At 61.5% G+C, this 18,849-nt stretch carries 19 protein-coding genes and 1 pseudogene; 14 read left to right on the forward strand and 6 right to left on the reverse strand.

Going from position 1 to position 18,849, the window contains the following annotated elements; all coding sequences use genetic code 11:
- Positions 1-17 precede the first annotated feature (17 nt).
- From ACYZUD_RS08935 to ACYZUD_RS08950, 4 genes are read left to right on the forward strand one after another with little or no spacing between them, the layout of a single operon-like run.
- Entirely contained in the window at positions 18-590 is a 573-nt protein-coding gene (locus ACYZUD_RS08935) for a nitrogen fixation protein NifQ (RefSeq protein ID WP_462023638.1), read from the forward strand.
- Entirely contained in the window at positions 587-913 is a 327-nt protein-coding gene (locus tag ACYZUD_RS08940) for a thiosulfate sulfurtransferase GlpE (protein ID WP_462023639.1), read from the forward strand. The genes ACYZUD_RS08935 and ACYZUD_RS08940 overlap by 4 nt, the downstream gene beginning before the upstream one ends.
- 49 nt (positions 914-962) lie before the next feature.
- Positions 963-1,307 (forward strand): Grx4 family monothiol glutaredoxin, encoded by a 345-nt coding sequence (gene grxD / locus ACYZUD_RS08945; protein WP_462023640.1) that lies wholly within the window; start codon positions 963-965, stop codon positions 1,305-1,307.
- Between the two features lie 14 nt (positions 1,308-1,321).
- Positions 1,322-2,341, forward strand: a complete 1,020-nt coding sequence (locus ACYZUD_RS08950) for an FAD:protein FMN transferase (RefSeq protein ID WP_462023641.1) — start codon at positions 1,322-1,324, stop codon at positions 2,339-2,341.
- 390 nt (positions 2,342-2,731) lie between these two features.
- On the opposite strand, the pseudogene ACYZUD_RS08955 reads toward ACYZUD_RS08950, so the two are convergent.
- Positions 2,732-3,228: pseudogene (locus ACYZUD_RS08955) on the reverse strand (methyl-accepting chemotaxis protein); the annotation flags it as partial.
- Between the two features lie 129 nt (positions 3,229-3,357).
- Positions 3,358-4,218, reverse strand: coding sequence for a LysR substrate-binding domain-containing protein (locus tag ACYZUD_RS08960; RefSeq protein WP_462023643.1), 861 nt, complete (start codon positions 4,216-4,218; stop codon positions 3,358-3,360).
- A 174-nt stretch (positions 4,219-4,392) separates the two neighbouring features.
- On the opposite strand from ACYZUD_RS08960, the gene ACYZUD_RS08965 reads away from it, so the two are divergent.
- The 7 genes from ACYZUD_RS08965 (at position 4,393) to ACYZUD_RS08995 (ending at position 11,656) form a co-directional block, all read left to right on the forward strand.
- On the forward strand, positions 4,393-5,601 hold the full coding sequence (locus tag ACYZUD_RS08965; protein ID WP_462023644.1) for a glutamine amidotransferase-related protein: 1,209 nt from the start codon (positions 4,393-4,395) through the stop codon (positions 5,599-5,601).
- 214 nt (positions 5,602-5,815) lie between these two features.
- Positions 5,816-6,640 carry an ABC transporter substrate-binding protein gene (locus tag ACYZUD_RS08970; RefSeq protein ID WP_462023645.1) on the forward strand — a complete coding sequence of 275 codons (825 nt, stop codon included), beginning with the start codon at positions 5,816-5,818 and terminating at the stop codon, positions 6,638-6,640.
- A 72-nt stretch (positions 6,641-6,712) separates the two neighbouring features.
- Positions 6,713-7,438 carry an amino acid ABC transporter permease gene (locus ACYZUD_RS08975; protein ID WP_462023646.1) on the forward strand — a complete coding sequence of 242 codons (726 nt, stop codon included), beginning with the start codon at positions 6,713-6,715 and terminating at the stop codon, positions 7,436-7,438.
- Positions 7,439-7,450: 12 nt separating this feature from the next.
- Positions 7,451-8,203 carry an amino acid ABC transporter ATP-binding protein gene (locus ACYZUD_RS08980; protein WP_462023648.1) on the forward strand — a complete coding sequence of 251 codons (753 nt, stop codon included), beginning with the start codon at positions 7,451-7,453 and terminating at the stop codon, positions 8,201-8,203.
- 11 nt (positions 8,204-8,214) lie between these two features.
- Positions 8,215-9,384: a M20 family metallopeptidase gene (locus ACYZUD_RS08985; protein ID WP_462023649.1), complete on the forward strand. Its 1,170-nt coding sequence runs from the start codon at positions 8,215-8,217 to the stop codon at positions 9,382-9,384.
- On the forward strand, positions 9,381-10,481 hold the full coding sequence (locus ACYZUD_RS08990) for a mandelate racemase/muconate lactonizing enzyme family protein (RefSeq protein WP_462023650.1): 1,101 nt from the start codon (positions 9,381-9,383) through the stop codon (positions 10,479-10,481). Before ACYZUD_RS08985 ends, ACYZUD_RS08990 begins: the two co-directional genes overlap by 4 nt.
- 2 nt (positions 10,482-10,483) lie before the next feature.
- Positions 10,484-11,656 (forward strand): M24 family metallopeptidase, encoded by a 1,173-nt coding sequence (locus ACYZUD_RS08995; RefSeq protein WP_462023651.1) that lies wholly within the window; start codon positions 10,484-10,486, stop codon positions 11,654-11,656.
- An 87-nt stretch (positions 11,657-11,743) separates the two neighbouring features.
- Here the strand turns inward: ACYZUD_RS08995 and ACYZUD_RS09000 are convergent, their stop codons facing one another.
- From ACYZUD_RS09000 to ACYZUD_RS09010, 3 genes are all read right to left on the reverse strand, one after another.
- Positions 11,744-12,949 carry a pyridoxal phosphate-dependent aminotransferase gene (locus ACYZUD_RS09000; protein ID WP_462023652.1) on the reverse strand — a complete coding sequence of 402 codons (1,206 nt, stop codon included), beginning with the start codon at positions 12,947-12,949 and terminating at the stop codon, positions 11,744-11,746.
- A gap of 112 nt (positions 12,950-13,061) precedes the next feature.
- Positions 13,062-13,847 (reverse strand): SDR family oxidoreductase, encoded by a 786-nt coding sequence (locus tag ACYZUD_RS09005; RefSeq protein ID WP_462023653.1) that lies wholly within the window; start codon positions 13,845-13,847, stop codon positions 13,062-13,064.
- Between the two features lie 43 nt (positions 13,848-13,890).
- Entirely contained in the window at positions 13,891-14,844 is a 954-nt protein-coding gene (locus ACYZUD_RS09010) for a GntR family transcriptional regulator (protein WP_462023655.1), read from the reverse strand.
- Between the two features lie 181 nt (positions 14,845-15,025).
- Between ACYZUD_RS09010 and ACYZUD_RS09015 the strand changes: the two genes are divergently transcribed.
- The 3 genes from ACYZUD_RS09015 (at position 15,026) to ACYZUD_RS09025 (ending at position 17,921) form a co-directional block, all read left to right on the forward strand.
- A complete protein-coding gene (locus tag ACYZUD_RS09015) occupies positions 15,026-15,949 on the forward strand; it encodes a dihydrodipicolinate synthase family protein (protein WP_462023657.1) in 924 nt (307 codons plus the stop codon).
- A 77-nt stretch (positions 15,950-16,026) separates the two neighbouring features.
- Complete coding sequence (speB, locus tag ACYZUD_RS09020; RefSeq protein WP_462023658.1) at positions 16,027-16,980, forward strand: agmatinase; 954 nt, start codon at positions 16,027-16,029, stop codon at positions 16,978-16,980.
- A gap of 146 nt (positions 16,981-17,126) precedes the next feature.
- Complete coding sequence (locus ACYZUD_RS09025) at positions 17,127-17,921, forward strand: transporter substrate-binding domain-containing protein (protein WP_462023659.1); 795 nt, start codon at positions 17,127-17,129, stop codon at positions 17,919-17,921.
- Between the two features lie 103 nt (positions 17,922-18,024).
- On the opposite strand, the gene hutG is transcribed toward ACYZUD_RS09025, so the two are convergent.
- On the reverse strand, positions 18,025-18,828 hold the full coding sequence (gene hutG / locus ACYZUD_RS09030; RefSeq protein ID WP_462025208.1) for an N-formylglutamate deformylase: 804 nt from the start codon (positions 18,826-18,828) through the stop codon (positions 18,025-18,027).
- Between the last annotated feature and the right edge of the window lie 21 nt (positions 18,829-18,849).

Raw genomic sequence — 18,849 nt, forward strand, 5'->3', positions numbered from 1 at the left:
GCGCTCAGGCGTTTCGGATGGAGCCCCCCCAGGCGGCTCCATTGCCAAGCCAGCGGCGGGCCAACCATGTCTGGCTGGCGCGCATCATCCAGGCACAACGCATCGGGCAAAGCTGCCTCCCGTTTCACTTGGGTCTGGCCGAGCATGAATATGTCCAATTGATTGGCGAGCACTTTCCCGAGCAGGCCGGTGCGACCAGCAAGGGCTTGGGGCTATTGGCTCACGAATGCGCCGAGTTACGCGAAGAGCTGCTGATGATGCGCAACGACGAATGGCAGGACTTGCGGGGCTTGCTGCTCGCTGGCCGTCGCGGACGCGGGGTCGATGAACTGTGGATGGCCAGCATCGTCGCGGCGGGCTGCATGGGAGGCAGCCACCTGTGGCGCGACCTGGGGCTCGCTTCACGCCTGGATCTGCGCGAGCTGCTGGCGCACAACTTCCCGCTGCTGGCGATGCGCAACGTATTGGACATGCGCTGGAAGAAGTTTTTTTACAAACAATTGTGCGAACAGGAAGGCGGTTATGTCTGCCGCTCGCCCAGTTGCGATATCTGCCCAACCTTTCAGGACTGTTTTGGAGAAGAGCTATGAGCACCAAGCGCATCACCGTAGAACAAGCCCAAGCCCTGCTTGCCGGGGAAAATAACGTCATGCTGCTGGACATGCGCGATGTGCAAGCCTATTGCCAAGGCCATGATCCACGCGCCCTGCACCTCAGCGACCCGACTCTGCGCGGCCTGCTGAAAAATCTGCCCCGCGACATGCAACTGATTATCAGTTGCTACCAGGGCAAAGCCAGCCAAAAAATGTCAAGCCTGTTTGCCGACTTCGGCTTCACCGCCTGCTATAGCCTGGACGGTGGTTACGAAGCCTGGAAATCGCGACCACTGTTCACCTCGCCTTTGGCCAGTTAGAAAAGAGCAAACCTGGCAATCATTTCGGCCTGATCAGGAGCACATGACCATGCAAGTACTCGACACCGAAGCCCGCATCCGCCAGCAACTCGCCGAGAACCCGGTGATCCTTTACATGAAAGGAACGCCCGATAACCCAGAGTGCGGCTTTTCCCGTGCGGCAATCATCGCACTGAAAGAAATGGGCTGCCCGTTCTCCTACACAAACGTACTGGCCGCCCCGCATATTCGTGAAAAATTGCCAACAATCTCGAACTGGCCCACCTACCCTCAGCTGTTCGTCAATGGCGAGTTGGTGGGTGGCAGCGATATCGTGCTCGCCATGCAAGCCGACGGCAGCCTCGCGGCGCTCTTGGTCAAGGCCGGTTATCCATCTAAAACACCGGAGCTGTGACATTTGGAGGCGACATGCGCCAACTCAAGCCCGGAGTAGTCGTCGTGGTCATGGCCCTGCTCCTGGCAGGTTGTGGTGACAAAGTAGAAAGCTTCGGTGGCCCGACCATGGGCAGCACTTACTCAGTGAAGTATGTGCGCAGCCATGGCGGGCCCGATCCAGAACAGGTGCAGGCCAAGGTCGAGGCACTTCTGACAGAGGTCGATGAACAGATGTCGACCTATCGGGCTGATTCACTGGTTTCGCGTTTCAACGACCTCCCCGCACAAAGCTGCATGCAGCTACCTCAACCCATGCTCGACCTGGTTCGATATGGCGACCAACTATCAAAAGAAAGCGATGGCTCTTTCGACCTTACCGTCGAGCCGTTGATGGACCTCTGGGGCTTCGGCCCGCATGGCAAGGGTGAACGAGTGCCGAGCGCCAAAGACATCGCTCAGGCTCGCTACGACGTCGGCTTCGGTCATTTGAGAATCGACGGCACGCAGCTGTGCAAGGACGTCGACATCAAACTGGATTTCGATTCTATCGCCGCCGGCGATACCGTGGAGCGGGCTGCCCAACTGGTCGAAAGCCTGGGCATCAGCAGCTACCTGGTCGAGTTCACCGGAGAGCTTAAGGCCAGCGGCCACAAGCCCGATGGCAGCGCGTGGCGGATCGCCATCGAAGCTCCCCATAACAACGCACAGATAGCACAATTGGTCATTGCGCTGGATAACCTCAGCATGTCCACTTCAGGCGACTACCGTAACTACTTTGAAGAACATGGCAAACGCTACTCGCATACCTTCGATCCGCATACCGGCGCCCCGATTACCCACAACCTGGCCTCGGTCACTGTGGTTGCGCCTTCGGCACTGCACGCCGATGGCCTCTCCACCATGCTGGAGGTCCTGGGGCCGGACAAAGGCTATCGCTACGCCGTCGACCACCAGATCGCTGCCTTCTTCATCACTCGCGAAACCCAAGGCTTCGTCACGCGCAGCACCCCCGCGTTCACTGCAGTGCTTGCGCTACAGGGAACCCCGCGGTGACTGCGCCCAAGGAAGGCACATAAACCAGCAGTCCGCGCGACACTGGCCAGCGAAGCCCAGGGCGGTGAAAATGTCAAAAACCCGCTACCCGGTGGATCGCAATGCTGCCCGCTTAAGTGAACAGCATTGGACTCAAGGACGGGGTTATCTCGACCGTTAGCGTGCGGGGATCAGATGATGGCCCATTCGCTGCTGACCAACACCCCGGACGCTGCGGTCGTCGGTAACCATCCGGGCAACACACTTTTCTGATCCCAACGCTTAGGACGATGCTGGACATCATGCCCTGGCTTCGCTGGGCTAACTAGTTGACTGAGCGGTTAATTAACTTATCTACTGTGCGCCCAATGTCATGGATTGGTTATGCGCATGACCCGACCGCCCCCCCTCAAGGGTGCTCAATGCCCGTTCGCTATTGAGTTGAATCGAATCGACCGCGATGCCGGTGCTGCTCTGGATACTGGCAATCATCCGCTCAATTTCCAGCGTCGACTGTCGAGTACGATGGGCCATTGTTCGCACCTCATCGGCAACCACTGCAAAGCCACGACCTGCCTCTCCGGCACGCGCTGCTTCAATGGCCGCATTAAGTCAAGCAGGTTAGTTTGTTCGGAAAACGAGCAGATCACATCGAGCACTTTGCCAATATCATCGGCTTGGCCGGCGAGGAGTTGGATCTCAGAGCCAGTATTTTGTACATCGCTGCTCATGGCACCGATTTCATCGAACACCTTGCGCACCTGTTCGCGGCAAGAGTGTGCCAGGCGAATGGAGGCACTGACCGCTTCGGAGGTTGAAACTGCGTTACGCGTCACCTCCTCAACCGCCACGGTCATTTCCGTCACCGCGGTAACCGCTTGCTCCAACTCGGTGTTTTGCTGCAGCAGGCTGTGGGTACTCTGCACTGAGTTCCTGAGGCGGTGTTTGGTGCGGCGCAGCAGCTATTCAGCGTCTGCGCGGTTGACCCAGAGGCCTCCAGCCGGACGCAGGAGGTACCGAAGGCGCTGTGGCCGGGGTCAATGCGTGGGAGTCAGCGCTCGCAACAGCGCGGCGATCATCTTCGGGCGCTCGGTCTGTACTCGCGTGACCAGCACGATCTCGCGGTCATACCCCTCCCCGACCGGCGTCACCGTGAAATTGTCGGTCAGGCGCTCCAGTCCGGACCACAATGGCACCAGGCTAACCCCGACGTCGTCGGCCACCAGCATGGCAATGGCCTCGAGCCCGTCCAGGTCGAACAGTGACCTCGGCGCCAGGCCTATATCGCTCAAGTAGCGCTCGGCATGGCGCCCGCCCCATGAACTCGGGTCGTAGCTGATATACGGCTGCGTCTGCAGCGCCTCGGCGATACTGCCGGTTGGCCGATGCCGCGACAATAGCACCAGGCTTTCGCTATGCAGCGACACGCTACGTAACATCTTGGGTAACTCGAACGGCGGCGCGACCAGGATCGCGGCGTCCAGCTCGTCGGCTTGCAGCGCGTGGTACAGCGAACGCGAAGTACCGGGCAGGATCGATGGTTTGATGCCGGGGGCTAGCCGGGTCAATTCGAGCAAGGCTCTGGGCAGGAGCCCCGTGAGCATGGTCGAGATCGCGCCGATTCGCAGCGTACCGGTCAGGCCGTCCAAGTCGGCATCACCGGCCAGCAAGCTCACTTCCCGTACGATCCGCCGTGCCCGCGGCAACAGCGCCAGACACGCTTCAGTGGGCCTGGCCGAATGACCGGCACGCGACAACAACGCAAATCCGAGCTGGCGCTCCAGGGCCTGAATCCGCTGGCTGACTGCCGCTGCGGTAAGCCCCTCGCTTCGCGCCGCATCGGCGATGGAGCCACAATCGATCACCGTGATGAGGCTCTTGAGGTAGCGGCTATCCATAAGAATCTCTTTCGAACGAAGATAAAATTACATGCTATCGCTATTGAACTGAAAGCAACACTCTAGGGCTTATCCATCGTCGCGGGAGATCGACCATGCACGCACTGTTTCACTTGGCTTATTCGAAGTAACGGCCCGTAGGCCTCGGCGATCAACCCTTTGACGGAGCGGCATATGCCTTTGACCATCGTCACCCACACCACCAACGAACCCGCCCTGTTCGGCGCCATGGCCGCTGCCGTGGCGCACCGGCAGGATGGCGAGCTGCTGCATTTGCCGAGCGACTTCGCCCCGGCACTTGGCGCGGATGCGGTGCAGTGGGTAGCCGCTTCCGGCGCACTGATCCCCAGCGGGCTCCTCTGGTACGAGCGTTTCACCGGCCGCCAGGCTTCCCGCGCCAGCAGCCCGCAGGCGATTGTCGAGGCGGCCCGGGCACGCCCCATCATCGTGCCCTGGCACCCCGGCGTGCAAGCCGAAAACGACCTTTCCCATTTACGGACCCTGGCCATTGCGCAAGGTATCCAGGTACATGACCTGAGCGTCGAATCGGGCGCGCAGTGCTGGCACTTGGTGGAACCGGACAGCACCCCGGCGCCCTATGGCCTGTGGTACCGCGACCGCTTCGGGCGCCTGGTATCGACCCCGGCCCCCACCTCGCCAGAAGCCGGCAGGCCCCTGCGCATCGCCCTGGTGGGCGCCTACACCGATCAGCTTCACGTCTACCCCGCCACGCTCGCCGCACTGGGCGACGCCATCGATGCCTTGGGACTGTCGGTGAGCGTCGATTTTGTCGACCCCCGGCAACTGGACATGAACGTACTCGAACAGGCCAGCGGAATCCTCCTGCCAGGCGGTTCGGACATGGCCAATGTGCCGGGGCAACTGCTCGCCGCACGCCATGCCCTGGACAGCGGCACACCTTGCGTCGGGTTGTGCCTGGGTATGCAGACCATGGTCACCGCCCTGGCCCGGACCCTGCCGGCAAGCCGTGAAGCGAACCTGGAAGAAGCCGAGCCCGGCGCACCGTTCAAGAGCTTCGTACCAATGGCCGACACCCCGGGCATGCCGGTGTATCGACTGGGCACGCAGCGCCTGTCGATCGCCGATGAGCGCTTCGCCACGTTGCTCGGCGAGCACGCTCAAGTGCGCTGCAACCACCGCTACCAGCTCAACCCGGAACTGGCGAAGGTCCTCGTCGAGCATGGCATGCGCATCACGGCCACCGATGAAAGCGGGCAGATCGTCGATGCCATCGCCTACCCGCCGCATCCATTCTATATGGGCATGCAGGGCCACCCGGAACAAAGCTCGCGGACAAGCCAACCCCATCCTTTGTTGACGGCCTTCCTCGAGGCCGCCCGGCACGGTGCGACACAGAAATAATTGCTCAATTCAAACCATAAAATACATGGAATGGTAATTGCTACACTCCTTATGGCGTCGCTTTGACGCTCGCAACTCCTGCTGAATGATTCAGCCCCGAACTAAATCGCCCCACTCAGGGGCATGAGCCCCGAGATGGGGCTTGTTCAGGCTAAGCATTTTTTGTACTTATTGATTCAACTTATGCAATTAACCTATCACCTTGGAGACTCATATGACCGCTACATTTCGCCTCAGCTCGCTGTTCGCCCTGGTGGCCTTGCCGCTGCTCATTGCCTGCAAGGCCAACGCCGCGTCAATCGAATCGACTGCCCTAGTCACCCCGGGACAACTGACCTACGGCACCGCCGCGACATTCGCGCCGTTCGAGTTCCAGGCCGACGGCAAGCTCAGCGGCTTTGACATCGACCTGATCGAGGCCATCGGCGCCAAGCTCAAGCTCAAGCCGGTCGCCATGAACATGGACTTCCAGGGCTTGATACCCGCCTTGCAGGGCAAACGTCTGGACATGATCAACTCAGCGATGTACATCAACGAAAAACGTGCCGCCCAAGTCGATTTCGTCCCCTACCTGAAAATCGGCAATCAGGTGGTGGTCGACCTGAACAGCCCGAGCAACATCACCGGCCGCGACAACAGCCTGTGCGGCAAGACCATCGCCGTCACCCTGGGCGGCATCGAAGAAACCTACGCCCGCCAGGACGACGAGCGCTGCAAGGCCGCCGGCCTGGCCGCAGTCAAGGTGCAGACCCTGCCTACCGCCCAGGCATCGGCACTGAGCCTGCGCCAGGGTCGCGCCGATGCGATATTCGAATCCACCCCTGGTGTCGTGCAACTGCTGCGCGACGTGCCGAACGTGTACAAGACCGTCGGCCCGGAATTCGAATCCAGCACCCAGATCGGCTTCGCCGTGGACAAGGGTAACAGCGTCATGCGCACCGCCCTGGAAGCAGCATTGAAGGAAATCGTGGCCGACGGCACCTATCGTCAGATTATCGCCAAATGGAAATTCCCAGCGACCGTCGCGCTGTTCGATTGAAGCCGTCACGCCTGTTCAAGCCATCGCGCTCGGGTTCCTCCGACGCGTGGCTGATTTTGCCGAGGGGCTACCATGTCATTCGAACTCGTACTGCAATACCTGATCTCTCCGGCATTTTTTCACGGTGCCCTGATCACCCTGCTGATCACCGTCTACTCGCTGGTTTTCGGTGTCGCCGTCGGCCTGGTAATCGCACTGCTGCAGGAAAGCCGCACACGCTTGGGCAACGGCGCGACGCTGGTCTACCTGTGGCTGTTTCGCGGCACCCCGGTGCTGTTCCAGATCATCTTCATCTACAACGTGCTGCCGACCTTTGGCATTCGCCTGTCGGCGATGGTGAGCGCCGTGCTGGCGCTGTCACTCAATGAAGGCGCTTACATGGCCGAGATCATCCGCTCCGGCCTGCAAGCCGTGAAAAAAGGCCAGCGCACCGCAGGCCTGGCACTGGGCATGAAACCCTTCGCGGTGATGCGTCACATCGTCATCCCGCAGGCTGCGCGGATAATCCTGCCACCTATCGGCAACCAGATGGTCGGCATGCTCAAGCTCAGCGCGCTGGTGTCGGTGGTGGCCGTGGAAGAGCTGATGCTGGTGGCCAATCAGACCGCCAGCGCCAACTTTCGCTACTTCGAAGCGCTCAGCGCTGCGGGTATCTACTACCTGGTGCTGACCACCCTGTTCATGGGCGTGCAAGCGCTGATCGAACGCAAACTCGACCCCAGGCATCGCCGCAAGGGCCGCCCCGCCTCGTTCACCGAACGCATGCTGGGCACTTCCCGCGGCACGACGGTTCGCTAGGAGAGCACGCTCATGCAACACAACGACTCAACCCGACCGCTGGTGGAAATCATCGGCGTGGATAAGCATTACGGCCCTTTCCAGGTACTCAAGAACTGCTCGCTGAATGTGCACAGCGGCGAGACCGTGGTGATCATCGGCCCCTCGGGCTCGGGAAAATCCACTCTGCTGCGCTGCGTCAATCAGCTCGAGCCGGCCGATGGCGGCGATATTTTCTTCGAAGGCCGGCGCATCGATTTCGACCGCAAGACCGTACACCTGCTGCGCCGTGACATTGGCATGGTGTTCCAGAACTTCGAGTTGTTCGCACACCTGTCAGTGGTGGAGAACATCATGCTCGCGCCCATGAACGTGCTCGGCATGAGCCGCGTCGATGCCCATGACATCGCCCTGGAACTGCTCGGCAAGGTGCGCATCCCGGAAAAGGCCGATGCCTTCCCCGACGAGATCTCCGGTGGCCAGCAACAGCGCGTCGCCATTGCCCGCGCCCTGGCGATGAAGCCCAAGGTCATGCTCTACGATGAGCCGACCTCGGCGCTGGACCCGGAGATGATCCGCGAAGTGGTCGATGTCATGGCCGAGCTGTCCAGCGAGGGCATGACCAGCCTGGTGGTCACCCACGAAATGGGATTTGCCCGGCGCGCCGCCGACCGCATCGTGTTCATGGAAAGCGGTGAAATCATCGAGAACGCCAGCAGCGCCGATTTCTTCGGCGGCACAGTGAATGAACGTACCCGTCACTTCCTCGACCAGATCCTGCATTGAGAAAAACCGCCATGACCACGCAACCCGATTTCAACCGCATGAAACGCGACCTCGCCACGCTGGTCGCGATCAACACCGAAAACCCGCCGGGCCACGAACTGGAGGCGGCGCTGTGCCTGCGTGACCTGCTCGAAGCCGAAGGCTTCGACCTGTCGCTGTCGGAATACAAGCCGGGCCGGGTCAACGTCATCGCCACCTTCAAAAATGGCCCTGGCCCGACCTTCGCCTTCAATACCCACATCGATACGGTACCGGCCGGCGACGGCTGGCAGACCGGCCCCTTCGTGCTGCATGAAGCCGATGGCAAGCTGTATGGCCGCGGCAGTTGCGACGCCAAGGGGCCGATGGTGGCGATGATCGAAGCCACGCGCATGCTCATCGCCGCCCGCCAGCTGTGGTCGGGTACGCTGATGGCGGTGTTCACCGCCGACGAGGAGATCGCCAGCGAGGGCGCCAAGCACTATGTCGCTCACCAACCGCCGCACATCGACTTCGCGGTGATCGGCGAACCGACTTCCAACTGCGCCTATACCGCGCACAAGGGCAGCTTGCGACCGTTGGTGCGGGTACACGGGGTCACGGCCCACTCCGGCACCCCGGACCTGGGGGAGAACGCGATCTATCGTGCGGCACAACTGCTGGGCCTGGTCGAGCAGCACCACGACACGGTGGTCAAATGTAACTGTCACGCGCTGGTCGGCACCGCCAGCCTGACCGTGACGCGCATCCACGGCGGGCATGCCGACAACGTGCTGCCAGGGGCCTGTGATCTGTTGCTGGACCGGCGCATGGTGCCCGGAGAGGACGAGGCCGCCGTGAAACTGGAAATCGAGCAACTGCTCGCGCTGGCCAACGAGCGCTTCGGGGTCCGCGCCGAAGTGCTGGAGTACAAACCCACCACCGGCGGTGCCACGGAAACGGCACTGGAAGAACCCATCGTGCAAGCCAGCCTGGCCGCCTGCCGCGAGCACAACCATGGCATCGCCGGCCCTTTTGGCTTCCAGGGCGGCTGCGACCTGGTGCACTTTCGCAGCCTGGGCACGACCGGCACGGTCATCGGCCCCGGCACGCTGGCGGTCGCGCACAAACCCGACGAGTTCGTACCGATCGACGAGTTCATTGCCGCCAGCCTTATCTACCGTGACATCGCACTGCAGATGATGCCCAGGGTAGGCGAATGACCCTGCAGGCATCACTGCACCGGGCGGATCTGCACTATGGCAACGGCGTGCAACTGCACACCGCAGCGTCTGGCAGCGTCGGCGAGTTGCAGGCGCTGTACTTGTGCCTGAACGATGGCGAGCATCAGGCGCTCGGCGAAGTGCGCATCAACATCGCCTACCTCAATGGTTACAGCGCCCCGCAAATAGTCACCGAGGCGGTGCAGGTGCTGTCCCGCCTGGACCTGAGCGTCGACCCGGCCGAGTTGCTGGCAAACATGGCGCACTGGGGCGCGCTTGTCAGCATGCCGGTGCGCAGCCTGATCGACTGCGCACTGCACGACCTGCTGGCGCTCCGCGCCGGCATACCGCTGGCAACCTGGCTGGGTGCTACGCCGGGCATCGACATCGGTTACGCCAGCAACCAGACGTTGTTCTGGTCACCCTTCGAGGTGTTCGTGAGCCAGGCAGAGCAATACGTAGCGCGGGGCTTTCGCGACCTCAAGGTAAGAATCGCGGTTGCCGATTTCGAACAGGATCTGCGCCGGTTGCGCGCGCTGCGCGAACGCTTCGGCAACGAAGTGAAAATCGCCGTCGACGTCAATGGCCAGTGGTCGCAGGCCCAGGCACTGGAGCATCTGGATGCCCTCGCCTACTTTGACCTGGCCTATGTCGAGCAACCCATCGCCGCTGGCGACTGGGCGGCGATCGAGCGACTCGCCGCGCGTACACCTCTGCCGCTGATGCTTGACGAGGGCTTGGCCGGCGAAACCGATGTCGAACGCCTGTGCAGTTTGGGCGGCGCACTATGGGCGCACCTGAAACTGGTCAAGCTCGGCGGCATCGCACCGTGCATGGCGGCGGTTCGGCGGCTGACCGCGGCCAACGTACCCTGCATGATCGGCCAGATGAACGAGGGCGCGGCCGCCACCGCCGCGGCCCTGCACGTCGCCTGCGCGAGTAGGCCGCAGTTCGCCGAGCTGTATGGCGCCGACGGCCTGATGGACGATCCTGCAAGCCCCGTGAACTACCTCGACGGCTGGGCCCGACTGCCCGCGAGCCCAGGTCTTGGCGTCGAACTGAATGTCCGTCACACCCAACTTATTCGGAGCTTTTGAACATGCAAACACCCCCCCTAAACATTCGCCAAGGTGGCGAGTCGGCCTTCGGCGCCGAGGAATATGCAGGTCGCATGCAGCGCGCCAAGGCCAACCTGCAAGCCGCCGGCATCGACGTGATGATCGTTACCGGCCCCGAGAACATCTTCTACCTGACGGGCCAGCAGACTCCCGGTTACTACACCTTCCAGGCCCTGGTACTGCCGGTGGACGGCGAGCCGATGTTCATCATCCGGCAGCTGGAGTACTTCAACTTCATCTCCAACACCTTTATCAGCGACGCTTCGGTATATCTGGACGGCGACGATCCGGTGGACTTCCTGGTGTCGGCCATCGAGAACAAAGGCTGGGCCAATCGGCGGATCGCCATCGACAAGCGCGGCTGGTTCCTGCCCATTACGGTGTATGAAGCGCTACAGGCCAGCCTGGGGACGATCCTCGACGGCGCCGGGCAGATCGAACAGTTACGCGCAGTCAAGTCTGCGACCGAAATTGGCAAACTGGAACACGCGGCGCGCTACGTCGACGCCGGGATGCGCGCGGGCATGGCAGCGGTAAGAGCCGGAGCCAGCGAGAACGATCTGGTGGCGGCCATGCTGCAAGCGTCAATTGCGGCAGGCTCGGAATACATGGGCATGGAACCGTTGGTGTCCACCGGGCCACGCAGCGGTATCCCCCACGGCACATGGCGGCGGCGCGTCCTGCAACAGGGCGAACCGGCGTTTCTGGAAATGGCCGCCAGCCACGACCGCTACCACGCCGCGTTGATGCGCTCGGCCTGGGTTGGCGAGCCGCCGAAAGTCGCGATTGAGATGGAAAAGGTCTGCCAGGAAGCCCTCCAGGCCGCCCTCGAAGCCCTGCGTCCAGGCGAACCCTGCGAGGCTTCGCACTTCGCTTGCCAGGCGGTCATCGACCGCGCCGGCTACACCGATGCATTCAAGAAACGCACTGGCTATTCGGTCGGCATCTCGTTCGCCCCCGACTGGGGCGAAGGCGCAATCCTGAGCCTGTACAGTGGTGTCAAGACACTGCTGCAGCCGGGCATGAGTTTCCACATCCCGCCGGCCTTGCGCATTTACGGCGAGTTCACGGTTGGCGTCAGCGAAACCGTGGTGATTACCGAAACGGGTTATCGGGTGCTTGGGACACTGGAGCGGCCTTTGCTCAAAGTGTAATAGTTCGAGCCTGGAGGCGGCCATGCGGTCGCCTTCACGGGTTTGCCCGCGATCATTAGTGTCGCAGGCAAACACCGATCTTGCGTCCTACACCAACATCGCGCAGGCCGCCTCGATCCGCTGGCAGGCAATATCCAGCACAGCGTCATCCACCGCATAGGCAATGCGCAAATACCCCGGCGCGCCGAACGCCGAGCCATGCACCGTGCCGACCTTGGCGCTGTCAAGCAGGTAGCTGGCGAAGTCCAGGTCACTGCCGATCGACACGCCATCCGGGGTGCGCTTGCCATACATGCCCTGACAATTAACGAACAGATAGAATGCACCCTCCGGCATGGCGCAATTCAACCCGTCGATACGTCGTACGCTAGCCAACACGCGGTCGCGGCGCACGGCCAGGCGCTCTATCCACTCGTCGATGAAACCCGTGCCGCCCTCCAGCGCCGCGACGGCCGCCGCCTGGGAGATCGAACTGGGGTTGGAGGTGCTTTGCGATTGCAACACGCCCAATGCATCGACCAGCCACTTCGGCCCGCCCGCGTAGCCGATACGCCAGCCGGTCATGGAAAACGCCTTGGACAGGCCGTTGACCGTCAGTGTGCGTTCGGCCAACCGGGGTTCGACTTGTGTAGGGGTGAAAAACGGGCGGCCGAAACGCGTGTGCTCATAGATATCGTCGGCCAAGACCAATACGTGCTCATGACGCAGCAACACATCGGTCAGGCCACGAATCTCGGCTTCGCTGTACACCGCTCCGGTCGGGTTGTTTGGCGAGTTGAGCAATACCCAGCGGGTGCGCTCGGTGATGGCCGCTTCCAATGCAGCCGGCTGCAGTTTCCAGCCATCGCGTTCGTGGCAGTCCACCACCCGCACCGTGCCCTCGGTCAGCGCCACCATGTCCGGGTAAGACACCCAGTAAGGCGCGGCGATGATCACCTCGTCGCCGGCTTCGACCGTGGCCAGCAGGGCGTTGAAGATCAACTGCTTGGCACCGGCTCCGGCGATCACTTCGCCGGGGCCGAAACTCAAGCCATTTTCACGGCCGAACTTGTCGATGATCGCCTGCTTGAGGCGCGCGGTCCCTGGCACGGCGGTGTACTTGGTTTCACCCGCCTTGATCGCGTCGATGCCGGCCTGGGCGATGGCGGGTGGGGTAGCGAAGTCCAACTCACCTTCACCCAGGTTGATGACACTATGACCTTGCGCGGTCAGCGCTCGCACCTTGTCGGAAATCTCGGCGGTCGGGGACGGACGAACTCGGCGCATGCGTTGCGCCAGCACAGGTTTGAACATGAGGTGTTTTCGATCCCATTAATTGCATATAGTGATACATATAGATCACCACATGCCGTGAGTATGCCTGACCGCCCGACATCGAGCGGCCCATCAGGGTCAGATCAGGGTGTTAGAGACTACGGATCAGCCCGCCATCGACCCGCAAGGTGCTGCCGGTGATGTAACCAGCGCGACTGCTGGCCAGGAAGCACACCGCGTCGGCGAATTCCGCCGGTTCGCCATAGCGTCCCATCGGGATGGTGTTGCGCGAGGCCTTGGCCACTGCTTCAGCGGTGCTGCCTGTGCGCCTGGCGGCGGCTTCGTCCAGCTCACCCACCCGCGCAGTGGCGATGCGGCCAGGCACCACCGAGTTGACAGTGACCCCTTCGGCGGCCACTTCACCGGCCAGGGTTTTGGCCCAGCCGATCACACTGGCCCGCAGGGCATTGGAGATACCAAGGTTAGGGATAGGCTGTACCACGCCGGAAGAAACCACGTTGATCACCCGACCCCAGCCGCGTTCACGCATGCCGGGCAACAGCCGGGCGGTGACTTCGAAAATGGCGCTGACCATGCTGTCGAACGCGCCCTGCCACTGCGCGGTGGCCACCGCCGAAATCGCCCCCGGAGCCGGGCCACCGCCATTGTTGACCAGGATGTCGTACGCTCGGCCATCGGCCATCAACGCCTCCAGAGCCTCGACGCGCTGTTTCGGATCGGCCAGGTCGAGTTCGATGAAGTCCGCTGTGGCTCCCGTTGCCAGCAATTTATCGACGGCATTGGCCAGTACCTCGCGGCTGCGCCCGCACAGCGTCACTGCCGCGCCTTCGGCTGCCAGGCTCTGCGCGATGGCCAGCCCCAGCCCGCGACTGGAGCCCAGTACCAAGGCACGCTTGCCTTGCAATCCCAAATCCATAAAAACCTCTCTGTCAACGTATGCGACGGCCCGGTGCGGGCCATCAGGAATGTGTGGCGACGGGTTCTCGTGGCGGCCTGGCGCGCTTGATCGTTGGCTTTTTACCGATTTTTTTGCCGGGCTGGGCGGCACCATCGGCATGGGTGAGGTGCTTGCGCATCAGCTCGCTGGCGACCTGGAACTGTCCGGCGGACACCGCGTCGATGATCGCCATGTGCTCCGAACACCAATCACGCACCCGGCGTCGATTGGCATAACCGGCGAACTCCAACAGCTTGCGCAAGCGGTTTTGCTGCTGAATGGCCTGCAGCACAAAAGTATTGCCGCCGAACTCGGCGAACATCTCGTGAAAAGCCGCATCGGTTTCGAACAACAGCGCGTTGCTGACCGCTGCGGAATCTGAATGACTGGCCAAGTACAAATGCTGTAAGCGAGAGCGCTCCAGGACGGCGGTATTGGGCGTGAAATTGGGCTGCAGGAAGTTGGCCGGCTCGACCATCAGGCGGAACTGGTAACCGGCACGTAGCGCCTCGTCATTGTCCAGAGTCGGCAGGAAACTCCAGCCGTGGCCCTTGTTGCGCAGCAGCAAACCGTCCTCGGCCATACGCGTGAGGGTCTTCATCAGCGTCACCCGGTCGACGTTGTAACGCTTGCCGATCTCGGTCTGGGTCAGGGAATTGGCGACGGCACCGCTCAGGCGGTCATTGACCAGCCGCTCGTACAGCGACTCTTCGAGGCTCGACGACACAATCAACTCGACGCGCTGCAACGCATCGAAGGCCTTCAACAGGAAAAAACCCTGATTGCGCCGGCTTTCGACGATGCCTTCCTCGGTAAGCAAGGTCAGCGCATGCCGGATCGGCGTGCGCGACACCCCGAGCAGGTCCGCCAATTGCTGTTCACGCAGGTGGTGGCCAGGCTCGAAACGCGCCTTGCGCACGACGTCAAGGATCTGGTTGGCCAGACGGCGGCTGTTCTGACCGGTTGACGGAACCATGAAAAGTGAACCTCTGGAAAAGAAAAGTGCGTACATCCTACCAAGGACACCCGCGCCCACCACCTGCGCAGTTCAGCAAAAAAACAATCGCCTCGCCTGCTTGAGATTTTTATTGTACATATGATTACAATTAATACAATATCAACCCGTCCTTTCAGTTCACCCTTACCCGGAGATCACCATGCAATCGATCCAGGAATGCCGCGAACGCCTTCACGGCATCTTCAACATCACCGTCACCCCCTTCACCGCTACCGGCGAGTTCGACTTCGCCGCCATGGCCGAGAACATCGAACGGGTGATCAACCTCGGTTATGACGGCCTGTTGATTGGCGGCACCTATGGCGAATTCCCGGTCATGACCGTTGCGGAGCGCGCCGAAATGTTCCGCCGCGTCATGGACATCGTCGCGGACCGCGTACCGGTCATGCTCTGCACCGCAGGCTCCGACGCCCGTACCGTGCGCGAACTCACCGTACTGGCCGGCGAGTTGGGCGGCCTGCCCATGGTCACCCCGCCGTTCGTTTCAGAAATCACCGACGGGCAAATCGTCAGCTTCTTCAAACAGATCGCGCCACTGTCGAAAACCGGAATCCTGATCTACAACGCACCGGGCATTGGCATCACGTTGTCAGTGCCGGTCATCGAACAACTGGTGGCCATCGAGGGGGTTGTGGGTCTTAAGCAAGGCGACCTGACCCCGACCGTGATCGACCGCATCGCCAATAAGCTGGGCGACAAGATCAAGCTGTTTTGCGCCTCCGACCTGGTCTTCGCCGGCCCGATGATGGCGGGCTTCGACGGCATCAGTTCCACCAACAGCGGCGCCCTGCCCGAACTGATCCTGGCGACCTATCGTGCCCTCGAAGGTGGCGATGCGAAGACCGCGATCGAACTCCACCGCCTGTGGTTCCCGTTGCGCGAACTGGCTCGCAAACACGGCCAGCCGCAAACCACCAAAGCCATCATGAACCTGCGCGGATTCAAGGGCGGCTCGGTTCGCCAGCCGTTGCTTGACCTGCAGGGTGCAGCCCTGGAGGAAGTGGCTGCAGCCCTACGCACGCTGGCCGGCGACAGTCGTGCGGCGATTGTGCTGCCAGAGTAAACCCGTAACCCGAGACTCGCCGATGGCTATCCATGCTCGCCGCTGGCCTCGAACATGCTGAGTACCTGGAGCACGACATGAGCGTATTGCCCACCGATTCCCTTTCCACACCACGGTTCTGTGGTGTGCCCACCTTCATGCGCTTGCCGATGGCAAACACGCTTGAGGGCCTGGACGCCGCGGTCATCGGCCTGCCGTCGGACTCCGGCGCGGCGTTCCGCACCGGCTCGCGTTTCGCCCCCAACGCCGTGCGCGCCATGTCGGTGATGCTGCGCCCGATCAGCCCTTACCGTGACAACATCAATATCTTCGAAACCCTGAACATCGCCGACGCCGGTGACGCTGCTGTGGTTCCGGGCTATGAAGAAGAATGCCTGGCTCGTATCGAGCAAGCGGTCAGTGCGCTGGTCAACGCAGGGGTCGTGCCATTCGGCATCGGTGGCGATCACTCGGTGACCCTGGGCGAACTGCGTGCAGTGGCCGCCAAACACGGTCCGGTGGCGCTGGTGCAGTTCGACTCCCACAGTGACACCTGGGATAAGTACTTCGCCGACAAGCTTTACAGCGCGGGCACGCCGTTCCGCCGTGCCGTGGAAGAGGACCTGGTCGACCCGGCACACTCGATCCAGATTGGCTTGCGCGGCTCGCTGTTCCGCACCACCGACATCAGCCAGTCGATCGACCTCGGTTACGAAGTGGTGACCACCGACCAGATGTTCGAAATGGGCATCCAGGCCCTGGCCGAACGCATCAAGGAACGCACCGCGGGCCGCCCGACATTCATCACCTTCGACATGGACTTCGTCGACCCGGCCTCAGCGCCGGGCGTGCAAACCCCGGAAGCCGGCGGACCGTCCACGCGCGAAACCCTGCAACTGCTGCGTGCCATGCACGGCATCAACCTGGTCGGGTGTGACGTGACCGAAATCAGCCCGATGTATGAAGGCCCGGGACAGATCACCTCGCTGCTGGGTGCCACGGTGCTCTGCGAGTTCATGTCACTGCTCGCCAGTGAGCGCGCCCGCTGCTGATTATTTGACTGATTGATTCGATTAGCTTGATGGAATAACGCCCCGGCCTGCCCATGCCAAGCAAGGGTGCTCGCCTCTGTGGCCTCTCGCGGCCAAGGCTGCACCCATCACCGAGTTCAATATCAACCAGCAAAGAGAGCGTGACCATGAAAGTCAGAAATGTCCTGCAAATGTTCGCTGCACTGTCGGTGCTGACGTTTGGCGCTTGGGCGAGTGCCGATGAGCCACTGGAGTTGATCCATCCAGGCAAATTACTGGTGGCGACCGAAAGCACCTTCCCGCCGTTCAGCATGCGCAGTGCGAGTGGGCAACTCGATGGCCTGGAGATTCGGGTCATGAAGGAGGTCGCCCGACGGCTGAATCTGGAATACACCCCTGTATTGATCAAGTGGGATGCACTGTTGGTGGGTCTTGAGACCAATCAGTTCGATGTGATCAGCGCGGCGATGGACATCACACCAGCGCGTCAGCAGCAGATTCTGTTCTCCGATGGCTGGCTGGAGTCAGGCGGAAGGGTCGTCACACCGCCGAATTCACCGATCAAATCGGCGGCGGACTTGCATGACAAGAACGTCGGAGTGCAGGTGTCCACGACCTTCAGCGCCATCGCCGAAGACAAAGGCGCGGTACTGAAAAACTACAAGGCTGAATCCGACGCGATCCAGGACTTGGTCAACCACAACACCGATGCGGTGATCACCGACTCCATCAGTGCCGCTTACTTGATGAAAACCGTGCACCTGCCCATCGTCATGACCGACGACTACGTCAGTCACATCCAGAAAGGCTTCGCCTTCAAGATGGGCAAAAACAATCTAGTGAAAGCGGTGAACAAGGCGCTGGCCGACATGAACGCCGATGGCACTTACGCCAAATTGACCCTGGATCTGGTGGGCTACGACCCGGCACCCAAAGAGCCGATTCGCTCGATCATCAATTAACTCCTCATCCCCTGCTCTGAACCGCGCGCTTCCAGATTCACCGTAGCACCGGTTCCAGCAGGGCAAGCTCTCCACCCCTTCAGTGTTCTCACGGGATACGCCTTCAACGCCCGTAGCGCTCTCGCCCCCATGCGAGCATTTCTTTGAGCAAGCGTTCGATCACCTGCTGAACGGGTGCCGCCAGATCCTCGCGGTAGGCAAACGGCGCGGTCTCTTCCATGTAACTGCGTTGCGTCAGCTCCAATTGCACCGCATGGATATCGGATTCCGGCCGGCCATAATGGCGCGTGATGTGTCCGCCCTTGAAGCGACCGTTGAGCGAGTAACTGTAGCCCTGGGCACTGGCGCAGATCGGCTCAAGACGGCTGGCCAATTGCGGATCGCAGCTGGCGCCGTTGAAGGTTCCGAGATTGAAGTCGGGCAACGCACCATCAAACAGCATCGGCAACACCGAACGAATCGAATGGGCGTCCCACAGCAGGGCGTAGCCGAAGGTTTCGCGCAGACACTTGAGCTCCTGCTCCAGAGCCTGATGATAGGGCCACCAGATGCCCTCCAGATAAGTGGCGCGCTCGACCGCTGAAGGCGCCTGCCCTTCTTCGAACAACAGAACGCCATCGAACAAGATGTCCGGATAGAGCCCGGTGGTGACCCCGGCGTACAGAGGGTTGTCATCCTCGGGACGATTGAGGTCGATCATAAAGCGCGAATACTGCCCGGCGATCACACTGGCGCCCAGCTCCACGGCGACCTGATACAAGCGCGGGATATGCCAGTCGGTGTCCGGCACGCCTTTGGCCGCTGCCACCAGACCCGCCTCGACCGCAGGGGTCAAGCGGGTACCGGCATGGGGAATGCTGATCACCAACGGCAACGTGCCGCGATGGATGCTGACAGGCTCGTTCATCATGGTGATTCCTGAGTTTAA

It is taken from the genome of Pseudomonas sp. XS1P51, from assembly GCF_054897845.1.